Genomic DNA, 16,224 nt, shown 5'->3' with positions numbered 1-16,224 from the left:
AGGTCACCGTTCGTTCACCTGGGCTGACGACACTCGTCCGGTACGCATCAGAGAGGCACATCCCCCATGCGCGAAGTCTTCCAGCAGGAGCTCCAGGACGTCCAGGAGCGTCTGACCGAGATCGCCGGGCTCGTCGAGTCCGCGATCACCCGTGCGACCCAGGCGTTCAGCGAGTCCGACGTCGCCCTCGCCGAGGAGGTGATCGCCGACGACGCCAAGATCGACCAGGCGGCGAACAGCCTCGACGAGATCGCGATCGACATCCTCGCCCGCCAGGCCCCGGTCGCCCGCGACCTCCGTGTCGTCGTGACCGCCCTCCGCGTCAGCTCCTCGCTCGAGCGCATGGGCGACATGGCCGAGCACATCGCGCAGCTCGCCCGCCAGCGCTTCCCCGAGAAGGTCGTGCCGAAGGGCCTGCGCCCCACGTTCAAGCAGATGGGCGCGCACGACGTGCAGATGGCCCAGAAGCTCACGCGTCTGCTCGCCACCGAGGACATCGCCCTGGCCGCGGAGATCCGCGACGAGGACGACGCCGTCGACGAGCTGCACGCGAGCGTGTTCGACTTCGTGCTCGGTGAGACCTGGAAGGGCAACCCGATCGACACGGTCGACGCGACCCTCGCCTCGCGCTACCACGAGCGCTTCGCCGACCACGCGGTCTCGATCGCGAAGAAGGTCGAGTACCTGGCGACGGGCGACTGGGCCGGCGCGGCGTCGGTGACGACCTCCCCCGCCTGACGGGTTCTGCCAGGATCGTGGCATGGCTCAGGTCGCGATCGTCGTCAACGGGATGCCCGGTTCGGGCAAGAGCACGGTCGGGGCCGCCCTGGCCGAGGTGCTCGGCTGCCCCTTCCTGTCGAAGGACCGGATCAAGGAGCCCCTCGCCGACGTCGTCGGTCCGATGATCGGCTCCCGCGAGCTCGGGGGCATCGCCATGGACTCGATGTGGTCGATGGCACGGGCCGTCGAGAACGGGGTCGTCCTCGACGCCGTCTGGCTGCCGGCACGGGACCGGGACCGCCTGGAGGCCGGGCTCACCACCGCCGGGTCGCCGCGCGCCGTCGAGGTCTGGTGCCACGTCGACCGGGTCACCGCCGCAGAGCGGCTGCGCGACCGGTACGAACCCGGCACCCTCCCGGTCCGGCACGAGGTGCACGGCGACCTGACGGACGTGCTCGCGTTCTGGGACGAGCACGGCGACACCGCCGAGCCCGTCGCGCTGCCGGGCGTCCCCGTCGTGCGCGTCGACACCGGTCGGCCGTACGACGTCGGCGCGCTCGTGCAGGAGATCGCCGCGCACTTCGTCTGAGTCCGCGCCCGGGACGACGAACGCCCCGCCGGAGACCGGCGGGGCGTTCGTCGTCGTGCTGGTGCTACTTCTTCGCGCCCTGCGCGGCGACCGCTGCGGCACCGGCGGCGGCGGCCTCGGGGTCGAGGTAGTACGAGGGCTTCGTCGGGCGGAAGTCGTCGTCGAGCTCGTACACGAGCGGGATGCCCGTCGGGATGTTGAGGCCCGCGATGTCGTCGTCGGAGATGCCGTCGAGGTGCTTCACGAGCGCGCGGAGCGAGTTGCCGTGCGCCGTGACGAGGACGGTCTTCCCCTCGCCGAGGTCCTTCGTGATGTCCGACTCCCAGTACGGCAGCAGGCGGTCGATCACGAGCTTCAGCGACTCCGTGCGGGGCAGCTGGTCGCCGAGCTCGGCGTAGCGACGGTCCCCGGCCTGCGACCACTCGGCGTCGTCGGCGATGGGGGGCGGCGGGACGTCGAACGACCGACGCCACTCCATGAACTGCTGCTCGCCGTACTGCTCGAGCGTCTGGGCCTTGTCCTTGCCCTGCAGGTCGCCGTAGTGGCGCTCGTTGAGGCGCCAGTCGCGCTTCACCGGCAGCCAGGCCAGGTCGGCCTCGAGCAGCGCGATGTCGGCGGTCTGGATCGCCCGGGTCAGCAGCGACGTGTACAGGACGTCCGGGACGATGCCCGACCCGGCGATGAGCTCGCCGGCGCGCTTCGCCTCCTTCTCGCCCAGCTCGCTGAGTCGGACGTCGACCCAGCCGGTGAACAGGTTCTTCTGGTTCCAGTCACTGTTGCCGTGACGCAGCAGGACGAGCGTGGAGGTCATGCCCCGAGTCTACCGAGCGGGTGCGCCTCGGTACCCTGGGCTCCATGCCCATCGGGAACGTCACGCGCGGGACCACCGGGTTCAACCGGCTCCGTCGCGTCGACCGGTGGATCGCGACGCTGCCGGCGCTCCGGCGCACCGCCGACCCGCTCGTCGCGGACGTCGGCTACGGCGCTCGCCCGACGACCACCCTCGAGCTCCGCGACCGGCTGGCGCGGGTCCGTCCCGACGTCGAGGTGACGGGCATCGAGATCGAACCGGCCCGCGTCGCGCTCGCGAACTCGGTCACCCGGGACGGGGTGACCTTCCGGCTCGGCGGCTTCGAGACGCCGACGCCCGGCGGTCGACGGCCCGTCGTGATCCGCGCGTTCAACGTCCTGCGGCAGTACGACGAGTCCGCCGTGGTCGACTCGTGGCGGATCATGCAGGACCGGTTGCAGCCCGGTGGGGCGCTCGTCGAGGGCACCTGCAACGAGGTCGGCCGGGTGGCGTCCTGGGTGACGCTCGACGAGCACGCGCCGCACACCTTCACGGTGTCGCTGCGGGTCGCCGACCTCGAACTGCCGAGCATCGTCGCCGAGCGGCTGCCGAAGGCGCTCATCCACCGGAACGTCCCCGGGGAGCGGGTGCACGCGTTCCTGCTCGACCTCGACCGGGCGTGGGCCGTCGCCGCCCCGCTCGGCACGTACGGCCCGCGGCAGCGGTGGATCGCCACGGTGCAGGGCGTGCGCGACCGGGGCTGGCCCGTGCTGCACGGGGTCTCCCGGTGGCGCCTCGGCGAGCTCAGCGTCCCCTGGTCGGCCGTCGCCCCCGCCTGAGACCCGGCGCGGAGGACCGACGCGGAGGACCGGCCCGGCGTCGGTCGCCCGGGCTACGAGCGGCGGACGGCGCCGAGTCGCGGCAGACGCGGGACGTTCGCCGTCGCTCCGGCGCCGGGCGGCACGATGACCTCCTGCGCCGCGGTGACGACGACGTCGTCCACGGTGAGCGTCAGCGTCGCCGCGGGGTCGAGCGAGCGCTTCACGACGGCGAGACCGACCGGCCCGAGCTCGTGGTGGAGCGCCGACGCGGTGAGCCGCCCGACCTCGTTCCCGTCGAGCTCGACCGCGGTCCCCGGCGCGGGGAGCACGCCGTCCGAGCCGTCGAGGTGGAGCATGACGACCCGACGCGGCGGATGGCCGAGGTTGTGCACCTTGGCGACGGTCTCCTGCCCGCGGTAGCAGCCCTTCGACAGGTGCACGGCGGAGCGGAGCCAGTCGAGCTCGTGCGGGATCGTCCGGTCGTCGACGTCGGTCAGGGTCGGGCGCCAGGCGGCGATCCGCAGCGCCTCGAAGGCGAGCAGCCCCGCGACCGGCGCACCCGTCGCTGCCAGCGCAGCCGCGGCCTCCCGGGTGACCACGTCGATGCGGAGGGTCCAGTCGGAGCCGGGGTGGGCCTCCCCTGCGGCGTAGCCCCACCCACCGGGCGCGACCGACGACCACGGGTCGACCCACTCGACGACCACGTCGTCCGGGGCGGACGACCCGTCGAAGCGGCCGAGCGTGACGAGGTCCGCCGAGCGGTCCGCGACCTCGACGCGGAGCATGAAGCGCATCGTGTCGAGCCACGCGGCGAGCGGTGCCGCGTCGGCGGGCTCGGTGAGGAGCCACGCGACCGATCCGTCGTCGACGACGCGGGCGGCGTGCTCGACCCGACCGGACTGGTCGAGCACGAGCGTCTCGGTGCTCGCACCCGGCTCGAGCCCGGTGAGGAGCTGCGACGTGATCGAGTTGAGCCAGGAGAGCCGGTCGGGACCGCTGACCGTGACGACGCCGAGCCCGAGCTCGACGACCGCGCGACCGGCGACGAGCGCACGCTGCTCGCCGGTCGGGTTGCCGAAGTGCGCCGCGGGCCCCTCCGGTGCGGCGACGAAGCCCGGACGGTCGGCGAAGACGGCCATCAGTCGACCTTCGCGAGCTGCCCCGAGGCGTGGGAGGTGAGCTGCTGCCCGAGTGCGGCGATGTCCCAGGCCCAGAACAGCTTGCCCTCGACCAGGCCGTAGAGCCGGGTGGCGGCCGAGTAGTCCTTCGCGTTCGGCGAGCGCATCACCGCGTCGGTGGCCAGGTCGATCCGGCCCTTCTTGACGCGGCCGACGTAGAGCTCGTTGACGCCCGTCGGGTGGATGATCGCGGCCTCGACGTCGAAGCCGTCGGTGGTGTTGCGGAGCGCCTCGACGCTCTCCACCGTGGTGAAGGGCACCGGGCCGTCGCCCATCAGCATCGCGGGACCGCGGTCACCGGGCTCGCTCGGGCGGTCGATGCGCCAGTAGCCCATCTCGGCGGCGAGCGGCGTGTGCTCGTCGTCGAGCAGCCACGAGGTCGACGAGTAGTTGAGGTAGGGCAGCCCGTCGTGGCTGAAGCTCACGCGCTGGCCGAACTCGTACTTCCGGGGCTCGTCCTCGCCGTCCACGGGGTACTCGACGACGCCCGTGCCCTCCCAGACACCGACGAGCCACGACAGCGGGACGAGTTCGGGTGCCAGGCCCTCGGGCAGTTCGATCAACGCTGACCCTTGAACAGCTTCACGACGACGACGACCGAGATGAACGCGATCGCGAGCGACGCCAGGCCGAGGAGGCCCACGTAGAACAGCTCGAGCGCAAGCAGCGAATCCATGCCGCGAGTCTACGCGGGACGCCTGACGGCGCCAGGGCCGGGCACCGCGGGTCGCGCGGGCGGTCAGCGCGCCAGCAGGACCACGGCGGTCACGAGCACGACGACGAACGCCCCGGAGGACGCGATGCTGATCCGCTCGACCAGCCCGTCCTTCGTCGCGGTGATGAGCTGCAGCACGAAGCTGACGAGCACGCACAGCACGAACACGAGGAGCAGCCACGCGAAGGAGTCCTGCTGCGTGAGGGTGAGGACGAGCACCGCGCCGACGACCGCGAGCACCCAGACCGGCAGCACGGAGGTCAGCCGCAGACGGCGCTGGTCGAGGGGCGGGACGGGCTCGGTCACGCGCTCCATCATGACAGGGCCGCGCCCGCGTGGGCGTCGGACCGACCGGCCGGTCGGCGGGCGGTTCCGCGGGCATCACTAGGATGGCTCCACGACTCCCCCTCGTTCTGGAGGTCCTGTGGCCCAGCTCCTGGTACTCACCTCAGCCGCGCCCGGCGACGTCCTGCCGAGTCTCGGTCTGCTGAGCCACCGGATCCGTCACGTCCCCGCCGAGGCCGCGCAGCTGGTCAACGCGCCGCAGAGCGACCTGATGTTCGTGGACGCCCGCACCGACCTGGTCAGCGCGAAGGCCCTCTGCAAGATCCTCGCGACGAGCGGGTCGACGACGCCGATCGTCCTCGTCGTCACGGAGGGCGGCCTGACCGCCGTGAACAGCGAGTGGAACGTCGAGGACGTCGTGCTCGAGACCGCGGGTCCGGCCGAGGTCGACGCGCGGATCCGCCTGACCACGGGTCGCGCCGCCAAGAACCCGACGGGCTCGAAGATCCAGGCGTCGGGCGTCGTCATCGACGAGGCCAGCTACTCGGCGAAGGTGCGCGGACGCCCGCTCGACCTGACCTTCAAGGAGTTCGAGCTCCTCCGCTTCTTCGCCACGCACCCGTCGCGGGTGTTCACCCGCGAGCAGCTCCTCAGCGAGGTCTGGGGCTACGACTACTTCGGCGGCACCCGCACGGTCGACGTGCACGTGCGACGCCTCCGCGCCAAGCTCGGCGACCTCGAGTCGCTCATCGGCACCGTCCGGAACGTCGGCTACCGCTTCAACGTCCACGACGACGAGGCCGAGCGGCTGGCGGACCGGTAGTGCTCGCCGTCGTCGAGATGCTCGCGAGCGCGTCCGTCGCCGCCGGCGAGGCACCGCCGTTCTCCGACCAGACCCTGGTCGACGTGCGCGCCGGTCGCGCGACGGTGATCGGCGACGAGCGCGGGGTGGCGGTCGTCCGCGACGGCGAGCTGGAGCTCGTGGTCGCCCGGGAGGCCCGTGGCCAGGGCGTCGGCTCGGCCCTCGTCGCGCAGGTGCTCGCCCCGGGCGGCGGGGCCGCGACGCCGCCGGCCCCCGCACCCCGGCTCGCGTGGGCGCACGGGGACCACCCGGCCGCGCGCGCGCTCGCCGACCGGTACGGCTGGACCGTCGTCCGCACGCTCCTGCAGCTGCGGGCGCCGATCGTCACCGAGCCCGTCGACCCGCGGGTGCCGGAGGGCTGGAGCCTGGACGCGTTCCGCGCCGGGGACCCGGTCGACGAGGACGCCTGGCTGACCCTGAACGCGGCGGCCTTCGCGCACCACCCCGAGCAGGGGCGGATGACGCTCGACGACCTCCGTGCCCGCGAGGCCGAGGCGTGGTTCTCCGGCGACGACCTCCTGCTCCTCCGCGACGCCGACGGGGCGCTCGCTGGATCGTGCTGGCTCAAGGTCGAGGACGGCACCGGCGAGTTCTACGCGGTGGCCGTCCGGCCCGACCTGCAGGGGCAGGGCGTCGGCGGGGTGCTGATGCGCGCGGGGACGGCGCGCCTGGCGGGCCGGGGCCTGACCGCCGCAGCGCTCTACGTCGAGGGCGACAACGAACCGGCGCTCGCGCTCTACCACCGGTCGGGCTTCACCCGGCACGCGATCGACGTGCAGTACGCCGCGCGGTCCTGACCGGGCCGGTCCCGAGGGCCCGCGTTCACCCGCGCGCTCCTCAGCGTCCACCCGCGCTCCACCGACCGTGCCGGGCGGGTGGCAGGATGGCGACATGGACACCGAACCGCAGCTCGACGGCGAATCCGTCGCCCCCGACCTCGACGACTTCGACGAGGTCGTCGAGATCGAGCACGAGTCGCTGCCCTCGGACCGCTACTTCGACCGCGAGCTGAGCTGGCTGCGCTTCAACCAGCGCGTGCTCGAGCTCGGTGAGGACCGCACGCAGCCGCTCCTCGAGCGCGCGAACTTCCTGGCGATCTTCGCGTCGAACCTCGACGAGTTCTTCATGGTCCGGGTGGCCGGGCTGAAGCGCCGCATCGACACCGGCATCGCGGTGCCGACGAACGTGGGCCGCGCCCCGAGCGACGTCCTGCGGGACATCGCGGCGAAGGCGCACGAGCTGCAGGACCGGCACGCCCAGGCGTTCATCGACTCGCTCAAGCCGGACCTCGACGCCGCGGGCATCCACGTCGAGCACTGGTCCGACCTCGACGAGGCCGACCGGCTGCGCATGCGCGAGTACTTCAACGAGCAGATCTTCCCGGTGCTCATGCCGCTCGCGGTCGACCCGGCGCACCCGTTCCCGTACATCTCCGGGCTGTCGCTCAACCTCGCGGTCCGCGTCCGGAACCCGAAGTCGCAGCGCCAGGAGTTCGCGCGCCTCAAGGTCCCGCAGAACTTCTCGCGCTTCATCGCGCTGCCCGACGACGGCTCCGGCCGGATGCGCTTCATCCCCCTCGAGGACCTCATCGCGAACCACCTCGACGACCTGTTCCCGGGGATGGAGGTCCTCGAGCACCACGTGTTCCGGGTCACCCGCAACGAGGACGTCGAGATCGAGGAGGACGAGGCCGAGAACCTCATCCAGGCCCTCGAGCGCGAACTGCTCCGCCGTCGGTTCGGACCGCCGATCCGTCTCGAGATCACCGAGGACATGGACCCGGTGACCCTCGACCTGCTCGTGCGCGAGCTCGACGTCACCGAGCAGGAGGTCTACCGCCTGCCGTCGCCGCTCGACCTGGGCGGACTGTTCGAGATCGCCAAGATCGCCCGTCCCGACCTGCACTACCCGCGCCACGTGCCGACGACGCCCGTGCAGTTCCAGCCGGGCGAGCCGAACACGAAGCCCGACCTGTTCCGCGCGATCGCGGCGCGCGACGTGCTCGTGCACCACCCGTACGAGTCCTTCGCGACGAGCGTGCAGGCCTTCCTCGAGCAGGCCGCCGCGGACCCGAACGTGCTGGCCATCAAGCAGACGCTGTACCGGACCTCCGGTGACAGCCCCATCGTCGAGGCACTGATCGACGCCGCCGCGGCGGGCAAGCAGGTGCTGGCGCTCGTCGAGATCAAGGCGCGCTTCGACGAGCAGAACAACATCGGGTGGGCCCGGAAGCTCGAGAAGGCCGGCGTGCACGTCGTCTACGGCCTGGTCGGGCTGAAGACGCACTCGAAGCTGGTGCTCGTGATCCGGCAGGAGGGCGGCACCCTCAAGCACTACAGCCACATCGGCACGGGCAACTACAACCCGAAGACCTCGCGCATCTACGAGGACATGGGCCTGTTCACCGCGGACGACACCGTGGGCAAGGACCTGACGCGGCTGTTCAACGAGCTGTCCGGCTACGCGATCGAGAAGAAGTTCAAGCGCCTGCTCGTCGCGCCGCTGCACCTCCGCAAGGGGCTCGTGAAGCGCATCCAGGCCGAGGCCGAGAACGCCCGGGCCGGGAAGCCCTCCGGCATCCGCATCAAGGTCAACTCGATGGTCGACGAGCAGGTCATCGACGCGCTCTACCTCGCGAGCCAGGCCGGGGTGCCGGTCGACGTGTGGGTCCGCGGCATCTGCTCGCTGAAGCCCGGCATCGAGGGCGTGAGCGAGACCATCCGCGTCCGCAGCGTCGTCGGCCGCTACCTCGAGCACTCGCGGGCGTTCACGTTCCACAACGACGGCGACCCGCTCGTCTTCATCGGGTCGGCCGACATGATGCACCGCAACCTCGACCGCCGCGTCGAGGCACTGGTCCGCCTCACCGACCCCGCGCACACCGCCGAGGTCCAGGAGATGTTCGACCTCGCGATGGCGGACACGACGAGCTCGTGGCACCTCGAGTCCGACGGCGAGTGGACCCGCCACTCGACGGACGACGACGGCCGACCGCTCGCGGACGTGCAGAATGTGCTCATGCGGAAGATCTCGGCCCGGAAGCGCTCGGCTCGGTGAGCGGCGGCGCCTCGGGCCCCGTCGTCGCGGCGGGCGCGGTCGTCTGGCGCGAGCGCGACGGCGTCCCGCTCGTGCTGCTCGTCCACCGTGACCACCACCAGGACGTCTCCCTGCCGAAGGGCAAGGTCGACCCGGGCGAGAGCGTCCCGACGACCGCGGTCCGCGAGATCGCCGAGGAGACGGGGTACCGCGTGCACCTCGGTGCGCCCCTCGGCACGGCGGAGTACGTCCTGCCGAGCGGCCGCGACAAGGTCGTGCACTACTGGTCGGCGCGTGTCGGCTCGAAGGAGTTCGAGCGGGCCGGACGGTTCCGCCCCAACGACGAGGTCGCCGCCATCGACTGGGTGACGATCGACGACGCCCGCGCCCGGCTCACGTACGAGCGGGACGTCGCGATCCTCGACCGCTTCGCCGAGCGCGTCGCGGCCGGCGAGCACCGCACGTTCGCGCTCATCGCGCTCCGGCACGCGAAGACCGTGCCCGGATCGGACTGGGACGGCCCCGACGCCACCCGGCCGCTGCTGCCCGTCGGACGGTCGCAGGCCAGGGCCGCCGCCGCCCCGGTCGCGGCCTTCGGCCCGAAGAAGATCGTCAGCAGCACGGCGGCGCGGTGCCTCGCGACCGTCGAGCCGCTCTCGGCCCGGACGAAGATCGGTGTCTCGAGCACGGCCGACATCAGCCAGGACGCCCACGACCGGGGCGCGGCCGACGTCAAGGGCGTGGTGCAGAAGCGCATCGCCAAGGCGAAGTCGACCGTCCTGTGCTCGCACGGGCCGGTCCTGCCGGACATCGTCGCGCGCATCGCCGCGGCGACGGCCGACGACCGCCGTCGCTTCGACCTCCGTCGGGCCGCCATGCTGTCCGTCGGGGACTTCGCGGTCCTGCACATCGCCGGCGAGAAGCTCGTCGCGGTCGAGACCCACCGGAACACCGTCCCGGCCTGACCGGACGCGGACCGACGTGGCGGAGCTGCGCCGCGCCTCCAGACCGATGCATCTGCATGATCCGGAACAGCGCACAGCGAGACCGATCATGCACCCGCTCGCGCGTCCGCGCACGTGTTCCGGACCGGGCACAACCCCTCGTTCACCTCCCGTTCACCGATGAGCGCCATCCCCGTCACCTCGCGTCCCTACAGTCGCTCCCGGGTCAGCACCGGCCCGAGGGACCAGCAGCGGTCCCACCTGCAATGACATTCCCGAAGGGACCCCTGTGAACATCAAGCGATTCGGTTCGATCGCAGCGATCGCGATCGCCGGCGCCGTCGTGCTCTCCTCCTGCGCGGCGAACGAGGGCGGCAGCGGCGAGTCCGCGGCTCCGACCTCGAGCTCCGGCACCGACTACTCGAAGCTCTCGGGCACGCTGACCGGCTCCGGCTCCTCCGCACAGCAGACCGCCGAGGCCACGTGGGCCGCCGGCTTCCAGAACGTCGCCTCCGGCGTGACGGTCAACTACTCGCCGGACGGCTCGGGCGCCGGCCGCAAGAATTTCATCTCGGGTGCGGCGGACTTCGCCGGCTCCGACGCCGCGCTCAAGGACGAGGAGCTCTCCGGCTCCTTCGACCTCTGCAACGCCAAGGCCATCGACATCCCGGTCTACATCTCCCCGATCGCGATCGCCTACAAGATCGACGGCGTCAGCGACCTGACCCTCGACGCGAAGACCATCGCGGGCATCTTCTCGGGCAAGATCACCAAGTGGAACGACTCGCAGATCGCCGCGCTGAACGACGGCGTCGACCTGCCGGACGCGAACATCACGGTCGTGCACCGCTCGGACGACTCGGGCACCACGCAGAACTTCTCCGAGTACGTGTCGGCGAACGCGTCGGACGTCTGGACCGAGGCTCCGAGCCAGACCTTCCCGTACCAGGTCGGTGACTCGGCGAAGGGCACCTCGGGTGTCGCGTCGGCGATGGCCAGCGCCTCGAACGCCATCACCTACATCGACGACTCCGGCGCCGGTGACCTCGACAAGGCCAAGCTCATGGTCGGCGACAAGGCCACCGAGATCTCGGCCGAGGGCGCTGCCAAGGTCGTCGCGGACTCCGAGACGGTCTCCGGCCGTGAGGACAACGACCTCGCGATCGACATCAACCGCAAGGACACCGCCGAGGGGGCGTGGCCGCTGGTCCTCGTCTCCTACGCGATCGCCTGCCAGGAGTACAAGGACTCCGCCAAGGGTGAGCTCGTGAAGGGCTACCTCGACTACGTCGTCTCGAAGGACGCGCAGGACGCCGCCGCGAAGGAGGCCAAGTCGGCCGCCCTCTCGAGCGACCTCGCGGAGAAGGCCGCGAAGGCCGTCGCCTCCATCAAGTAACGCCCCCTGAGCACCCGGACGCCGGTCCCACCCAATCGACCGGCGTCCGGGTTCTCGCCCGTCCGGCCCAGCGCCCGACGCCAGTCCGGCCCAGCGCCCGACGACCGCCCGGCCCGAGGCCGGGAACCCCGCACCACCCCGTCGCCTCCCCCGGCCGCTCCTGACGGAGCACGGCCTCCCCTCCGACAGGAGTCCCATGACGACCGCACCGGCCCAGCCAGGGGCCACCGTCTCCCCCACCAAGCCGAAGGCCGTCGTCCGCGTCGGCGACCGGGTCTTCTCGACCGCCTCGGTGGTCGCGGGCAGCCTCATCCTCTTCGTGCTCGTGCTCGTCGCCGCCTTCCTGGTCTGGCAGAGCATCCCCGCGTTCAGCGCGAAGGTCGGCGAGCTGCCGAACAACGCGACGAGCTTCTGGGACTACGTCGGTCCGCTCGTCTTCGGCACGATCTGGTCCGCGCTCATCGCACTCGTCTTCGCGGTGCCGCTGTCGCTCGGCATCGCCCTGTTCATCTCGCACTACGCCCCGCGACGCATCGCGCCGCTGCTCGGCTACGTGATCGACCTGCTGGCGGCGGTGCCGTCGGTCGTCTACGGCCTCTGGGGCATCGTGGTCCTGGCGCCGTTCGTCAAGCCGTTCTACGGCTTCCTCAACGAGTACCTCGGCTGGTTCCCGCTGTTCTCCGGCCAGGTGTCCGGCACCGGCCGCACGATCCTGACCGCGTCGATCGTGCTCGCGGTGATGGCGATCCCGATCATGACCGCGGTCATGCGCGAGATCTTCCTGCAGGCGCCGACCCTCAACGAGGAGGCCGCCCTCGCCCTCGGGGCGACCCGGTGGGAGATGATCCGTCTGTCGGTCCTGCCGTTCGCGAAGTCCGGCATCGTGTCCGCGATCATGCTCGGCCTCGGCCGCGCGCTCGGGGAGACGATGGCGATCGCCCTGGTGCTCTCGGTGTCGACGAACGTCACGTTCCAGATGCTGACCTCGCTCAACCCCTCGACGATCGCGGCGAACATCGCGCTGCAGTTCGCCGAGGCGTCCGGCACCGCGTTGAACGCCCTCGTCGCGTCGGGCCTGATCCTCTTCGTCATCACCCTGCTCATCAACATGCTGGCGCGCTACATCGTGCGCAAGCGGGTCTCCTGAGAGGTCGCGCCCCGATGTCACTCGCTCTCCGTCAGACCGGCGTCGCCGGCAACGTCTACGCCAACGGCAAGCTGCACAAGTCCGTGCCGTGGCTGCTCCTCATCGGCTCGTGGGTCGCGCTGATCGCGGTCTTCGCCCTGCTCAACGCGGGCGGTGCCGTCCGTGACTTCAACGTCGTCGCGGCCCTGTTCCTCGGCACGGTCCTCTTCGACGTGCTCATCGTCGTCGTCTCGCGCATCGTCGAGGGCGGCCGCAAGGCGGTCGACCGCCTCGTGACGTCGCTGGTCGCCACGGCCTTCGTCGTCGCCGTCCTGCCGCTGGTGTCGCTCCTCTGGACCGTGATCGCCGACGGTGTCGCCCGCTTCGACGGCACGTACTTCAGCTCCTCGATGCGCGGCGTCATCTCCGAGGGCGGCGGGGCCCTGCACGCCCTCATCGGCACGCTCGAGATCACGCTCTTCGCGGCGCTCATCTCGGTGCCGATCGGCCTCCTCACCTCGATCTACCTCGTCGAGTACGGCAAGGGCGCCCTGGCGAAGGGCATCACGTTCTTCGTCGACGTCATGACCGGCATCCCCTCGATCGTCGCGGGCCTCTTCGCATACTCGCTCTTCGCGCTCTTCCTCGGTCCGGGCGCCCGCTTCGGCCTCGTCGGCTCCATCGCCCTGAGCGTGCTGATGATCCCCGTGGTCGTCCGCTCCACCGAGGAGGTCCTGAAGATCGTGCCGATGGAGCTCCGCGAGGCCTCGTACGCCCTCGGCGTCCCGAAGTACCTGACGATCCTCAAGGTGGTCCTGCCGACGAGCCTCGCCGGCATCACCACGGGCGTCATGCTCTCGATCGCCCGCGTCATCGGTGAGACCGCGCCGCTGCTCGTCACCGCCGGCTTCACCGCGAGCATGAACTACGACCTGTTCAAGAACCCGATGATGACCCTGCCGGTGTTCGCCTACACGCAGTACTCGCAGCAGGGCGCCAACCCGGTGCCGTTCGTCGACCGGGCCTGGACCGCGGCGCTCGTGCTCATCCTCATCGTGATGGTGCTCAACCTGCTCGCCCGCTTCATCACCCGACTCTTCGCCCCCCGGCTCCCGCGCTAGCGCCGAGCACGCACGGTCAGACCACCCCACCCCGAAGGAAACCACGTGTCCAAGCGCATCGAGGTCGACGGCCTCAACGTCTACTACTCGAAGTTCAAGGCCGTCGAGGGCGTCGACATGACGATCGAGCCCCGCACCGTCACCGCCTTCATCGGCCCGTCGGGCTGCGGCAAGTCCACCTTCCTCCGCACGCTCAACCGCATGCACGAGGTCATCCCCGGCGCCTACGTCGAGGGCTCGGTCAAGATCGACGGCGACGACCTGTACGGCGCCGGGGTCGACCCGGTGCTCGTCCGCCGCCAGGTCGGCATGGTGTTCCAGCGCCCGAACCCGTTCCCCACGATGTCCATCCGCGACAACGTGCTGGCCGGTGTGAAGCTCAACAACAAGCGCCTGTCGAAGTCCGAGTCCGACGACATCGTCGAGCGCTCGCTGCAGGGCGCGAACCTGTGGAACGAGGTCAAGGACCGCCTCGAGAAGCCCGGCATGGGCCTGTCCGGCGGTCAGCAGCAGCGTCTCTGCATCGCCCGCGCGATCGCGGTGCAGCCGGACGTCCTGCTCATGGACGAGCCGTGCTCCGCGCTCGACCCGATCTCGACGCTCGCCATCGAGGACCTGATCGAGGAGCTCAAGAAGGACTTCACGATCGTCATCGTCACGCACAACATGCAGCAGGCGTCGCGCGTCAGCGACAAGACCGCCTTCTTCAACATCGCGGGCACCGGCGCACCGGGCAAGCTCATCGAGTTCGACGACACGGCGACGATGTTCTCGAACCCGTCGGTGCAGGCGACCGAGGACTACGTCTCGGGTCGCTTCGGTTGATCGGCCGTCGGACCGTCGCCTGACGGACGGCCTGGAGGCCCGGTGCACGTCCGCCACGGACGGCACCGGGCCTCGCTGCGTCTGCTGGTACGACCTGTCGGCTGGTACCGCACGTCCGACGACGACGACGGGCGGGCAGCGGATGCTCCGCTGCCCGCCCGTGTCGTGCTGTGCCGTGCGCTAGGCCTGCGTGGTCGGGACCGCCATGATCGGCGTCGTGGTCGGCTGCTCGGAGCCGCCCTCGGGCTCGACCGTCATGCCGATGGTCGCGCCCTGCGCCAGCTGTCCGTCGAGGACTGCCGTGTGCACCCCGTTGCGAGCGCCGTCGACCAGACCGGCCGGGACGATCTTCCCGCCCTCGCTGCCGATGTACCAGAGCTCGTAGGTCTTGCCCTCGGGCGCCTGCTCGACACCGTCGAGGATCACCGCCGAGCGTCCCACGTCGTGCGACCAGACGACCGTGGCCGAACCGCCGCCGGCGACCTTCGCGGTCGAGCGCTGGAAGTCCGCCGCGGCGTAGATCGAGTCGAGCGTGCCGGAGGCCTGCGTGGTGCCCGGGCCGGTGCCCTCGGACTGGCCGAAGTTCGTCCCGACGCCGAGCCCGACGCCGAGGAACACCACGGCGACGGCGGCCGACGCCGCGAGGGCGGCAGCCGGCCGCTGGAACCAGCGGCGGCGGGCCGTCGCTGCCGCGCGACCCTCGGCCGGAGCCGTGGGAGCGGACGAGGCGAGGGACGTGACGGGGGCGGTCGGGGCCTCCAGGCCGGTGACCGGAGCGTCGGTGCCGAGGCCGGACGCCGGAGCGGTCTGCTCGGCGACCGGGGCCGCCTGCGGGGTCCGGGCGATCTGGGTCATCAGCGACGTCTTCAGCGACGACGGCGGCTCGATCGGTTCGACGGCGTAGGCCAGCTGCAGCGCGGTCTCGCGGAGCGAGTCCGCCTCGGCCTGCAGCTCGGGCGACGTCATGAGTGCGTACTCGAGCAGCGCGCGCTCGTCGTCCGAGAGGGCGTCCAGTGCGTGCGACCCGGTGAGCAGGGCGGGGTCGTCGTGTCGGGTGTTCATGACGTCACTCCCATCTCGTCTCGGAGTCGGATCATCCCGTCACGGAGACGGGTCTTGACGGTGCCGATCGGGACACCGAGCCGTTCGGCCATCTCGCTGTGCGAGTAGCCGCCGTAGTACGCGAGCTGCACGGCCTGCCGTTGGAACTCGGTCAGCTTGCCGAGCGCCCGACTGACGCGTTCGTGCTCGATCCGGATCTCGACCGACTCCGACACCTGGTCGAAACCGGCCTCGAGGTCGCGGATCCCGATCCGGGTGTCCCGATCGTGCGACGCCTGCGAAGCCCGGATCCGGTCGACCGCCCGTCGGTGGGCCATGGTCAGCACCCAGCTGGCGGCGGTCCCGCGGGAGCGGTCGAACCGGGTGGCCTGCTGCCAGACCTCGAGGAAGACCTCCTGCGTGACCTCCTCGGACTGCGCCCGGTCCTTGAGGAGCCGGATCACGAGTCCGAGCACGCGGCCGGACAGGGCGTCGTAGAGTTCGGAGAAGGCAGGCTGGTCGCCGGTGGCGACGCGGGCGAGCAGGTCGTCGGGCGACACGGGTGCGGGCTCGTCGGAGCGCCAGGCCTCGGTGTCATGTTCCACGAGCGCTAGCATTGCAGGTTTCCCCCCTCTCGGTGGCATCAGGGTCGACACACGCGTTCACTTCGCAGGGTCGGGTTCGGGTGATCGGGTCCTCGCGGCGGGTACGTGGGCGAGGGCAGCGCGACCCGCAGGGAATTGACCGGCGGGTACCGGACCGGGTCACGCTGGCC

The 16,224-nt window shown here is 71.0% G+C and carries 17 protein-coding genes; 11 read left to right on the top strand and 6 right to left on the bottom strand.

All coding sequences use genetic code 11. The features are described from left to right. Positions 1–66: 66 nt before the first annotated feature. Both phoU and Cus16_RS14130 read left to right on the top strand, forming a co-directional pair. Positions 67–738: a phosphate signaling complex protein PhoU gene (gene phoU / locus Cus16_RS14135; protein WP_069713298.1), complete on the top strand. Its 672-nt coding sequence runs from the start codon at positions 67–69 to the stop codon at positions 736–738. 22 nt (positions 739–760) lie between these two features. Next, the gene (locus Cus16_RS14130) at positions 761–1,309 is read left to right on the top strand and encodes an AAA family ATPase (protein ID WP_069713297.1); all 549 of its coding nucleotides are present in this window, start codon (positions 761–763) and stop codon (positions 1,307–1,309) included. A gap of 64 nt (positions 1,310–1,373) precedes the next feature. Here Cus16_RS14130 and Cus16_RS14125 read toward each other — a convergent pair whose 3' ends face one another. Beyond that, positions 1,374–2,120: a phosphoglyceromutase gene (locus tag Cus16_RS14125; RefSeq protein WP_069713296.1), complete on the bottom strand. Its 747-nt coding sequence runs from the start codon at positions 2,118–2,120 to the stop codon at positions 1,374–1,376. 44 nt (positions 2,121–2,164) lie between these two features. Here Cus16_RS14125 and Cus16_RS14120 point away from each other — a divergent pair, with 44 nt between their 5' ends. Beyond that, positions 2,165–2,938 carry a class I SAM-dependent methyltransferase gene (locus tag Cus16_RS14120; protein ID WP_189319609.1) on the top strand — a complete coding sequence of 258 codons (774 nt, stop codon included), beginning with the start codon at positions 2,165–2,167 and terminating at the stop codon, positions 2,936–2,938. 53 nt (positions 2,939–2,991) lie between these two features. On the opposite strand, the gene Cus16_RS14115 is transcribed toward Cus16_RS14120, so the two are convergent. From Cus16_RS14115 to Cus16_RS14105, 3 genes are all read right to left on the bottom strand, one after another. Beyond that, positions 2,992–4,059, bottom strand: a complete 1,068-nt coding sequence (locus Cus16_RS14115) for a YgfZ/GcvT domain-containing protein (RefSeq protein WP_069713295.1) — start codon at positions 4,057–4,059, stop codon at positions 2,992–2,994. After that, positions 4,059–4,661 carry an FABP family protein gene (locus Cus16_RS14110; RefSeq protein WP_069713294.1) on the bottom strand — a complete coding sequence of 201 codons (603 nt, stop codon included), beginning with the start codon at positions 4,659–4,661 and terminating at the stop codon, positions 4,059–4,061. Before Cus16_RS14110 ends, Cus16_RS14115 begins: the two co-directional genes overlap by 1 nt. Positions 4,662–4,837: 176 nt before the next feature. Next, positions 4,838–5,119, bottom strand: a complete 282-nt coding sequence (locus Cus16_RS14105; protein ID WP_141719004.1) for a hypothetical protein — start codon at positions 5,117–5,119, stop codon at positions 4,838–4,840. Positions 5,120–5,237: 118 nt separating this feature from the next. Between Cus16_RS14105 and Cus16_RS14100 the strand changes: the two genes are divergently transcribed. The 8 genes from Cus16_RS14100 (at position 5,238) to pstB (ending at position 14,408) form a co-directional block, all read left to right on the top strand. Then, a complete protein-coding gene (locus Cus16_RS14100; RefSeq protein WP_069713293.1) occupies positions 5,238–5,921 on the top strand; it encodes a DNA-binding response regulator in 684 nt (227 codons plus the stop codon). Then, complete coding sequence (mshD, locus tag Cus16_RS14095) at positions 5,921–6,757, top strand: mycothiol synthase (protein ID WP_141719003.1); 837 nt, start codon at positions 5,921–5,923, stop codon at positions 6,755–6,757. The genes Cus16_RS14100 and mshD overlap by 1 nt, the downstream gene beginning before the upstream one ends. Before the next feature lie 94 nt (positions 6,758–6,851). Then, the gene (locus Cus16_RS14090; protein WP_069713292.1) at positions 6,852–9,017 is read left to right on the top strand and encodes an RNA degradosome polyphosphate kinase; all 2,166 of its coding nucleotides are present in this window, start codon (positions 6,852–6,854) and stop codon (positions 9,015–9,017) included. Beyond that, positions 9,014–9,961, top strand: coding sequence for an NUDIX hydrolase (locus Cus16_RS14085; RefSeq protein WP_069713291.1), 948 nt, complete (start codon positions 9,014–9,016; stop codon positions 9,959–9,961). Before Cus16_RS14090 ends, Cus16_RS14085 begins: the two co-directional genes overlap by 4 nt. A gap of 268 nt (positions 9,962–10,229) precedes the next feature. Next, positions 10,230–11,336 carry a phosphate ABC transporter substrate-binding protein PstS gene (pstS, locus tag Cus16_RS14080; RefSeq protein ID WP_069713290.1) on the top strand — a complete coding sequence of 369 codons (1,107 nt, stop codon included), beginning with the start codon at positions 10,230–10,232 and terminating at the stop codon, positions 11,334–11,336. Positions 11,337–11,532: 196 nt separating this feature from the next. Beyond that, a complete protein-coding gene (gene pstC, locus Cus16_RS14075) occupies positions 11,533–12,483 on the top strand; it encodes a phosphate ABC transporter permease subunit PstC (RefSeq protein ID WP_069713289.1) in 951 nt (316 codons plus the stop codon). Between the two features lie 14 nt (positions 12,484–12,497). Beyond that, positions 12,498–13,583 carry a phosphate ABC transporter permease PstA gene (gene pstA, locus Cus16_RS14070; RefSeq protein ID WP_069713288.1) on the top strand — a complete coding sequence of 362 codons (1,086 nt, stop codon included), beginning with the start codon at positions 12,498–12,500 and terminating at the stop codon, positions 13,581–13,583. A 45-nt stretch (positions 13,584–13,628) separates the two neighbouring features. Then, complete coding sequence (pstB, locus tag Cus16_RS14065; RefSeq protein ID WP_069713287.1) at positions 13,629–14,408, top strand: phosphate ABC transporter ATP-binding protein PstB; 780 nt, start codon at positions 13,629–13,631, stop codon at positions 14,406–14,408. 180 nt (positions 14,409–14,588) lie between these two features. On the opposite strand, the gene Cus16_RS14060 is transcribed toward pstB, so the two are convergent. Continuing rightward, the gene (locus tag Cus16_RS14060) at positions 14,589–15,470 is read right to left on the bottom strand and encodes an anti-sigma factor domain-containing protein (RefSeq protein WP_069713286.1); all 882 of its coding nucleotides are present in this window, start codon (positions 15,468–15,470) and stop codon (positions 14,589–14,591) included. Continuing rightward, positions 15,467–16,066, bottom strand: a complete 600-nt coding sequence (sigK, locus tag Cus16_RS14055) for an ECF RNA polymerase sigma factor SigK (protein WP_069713285.1) — start codon at positions 16,064–16,066, stop codon at positions 15,467–15,469. Before sigK ends, Cus16_RS14060 begins: the two co-directional genes overlap by 4 nt. Positions 16,067–16,224: the final 158 nt, after the last annotated feature.

Source organism: Curtobacterium sp. ER1/6 (assembly GCF_001742745.1).
Taxonomy (GTDB): Bacteria; Actinomycetota; Actinomycetes; order Actinomycetales; family Microbacteriaceae; genus Curtobacterium; species Curtobacterium citri.
This window is presented reverse-complemented; position numbering and strand designations above follow the sequence as displayed.

Bases quoted from the DNA above. Each gene is read 5' to 3' on its own strand.
- phoU (WP_069713298.1), top strand. From the start codon at position 67: ATGCGCGAAGTCTTCCAGCAGGAGCTCCAGGACGTCCAGGAGCGTCTG.
- Cus16_RS14060 (WP_069713286.1), bottom strand. From the start codon at position 15,470: ATGAACACCCGACACGACGACCCCGCCCTGCTCACCGGGTCGCACGCA.
- sigK (WP_069713285.1), bottom strand. From the start codon at position 16,066: ATGCTAGCGCTCGTGGAACATGACACCGAGGCCTGGCGCTCCGACGAG.
- Cus16_RS14130 (WP_069713297.1), top strand. From the start codon at position 761: ATGGCTCAGGTCGCGATCGTCGTCAACGGGATGCCCGGTTCGGGCAAG.
- pstC (WP_069713289.1), top strand. From the start codon at position 11,533: ATGACGACCGCACCGGCCCAGCCAGGGGCCACCGTCTCCCCCACCAAG.
- Cus16_RS14090 (WP_069713292.1), top strand. From the start codon at position 6,852: ATGGACACCGAACCGCAGCTCGACGGCGAATCCGTCGCCCCCGACCTC.
- pstA (WP_069713288.1), top strand. From the start codon at position 12,498: ATGTCACTCGCTCTCCGTCAGACCGGCGTCGCCGGCAACGTCTACGCC.
- Cus16_RS14115 (WP_069713295.1), bottom strand. From the start codon at position 4,059: ATGGCCGTCTTCGCCGACCGTCCGGGCTTCGTCGCCGCACCGGAGGGG.
- Cus16_RS14120 (WP_189319609.1), top strand. From the start codon at position 2,165: ATGCCCATCGGGAACGTCACGCGCGGGACCACCGGGTTCAACCGGCTC.
- Cus16_RS14125 (WP_069713296.1), bottom strand. From the start codon at position 2,120: ATGACCTCCACGCTCGTCCTGCTGCGTCACGGCAACAGTGACTGGAAC.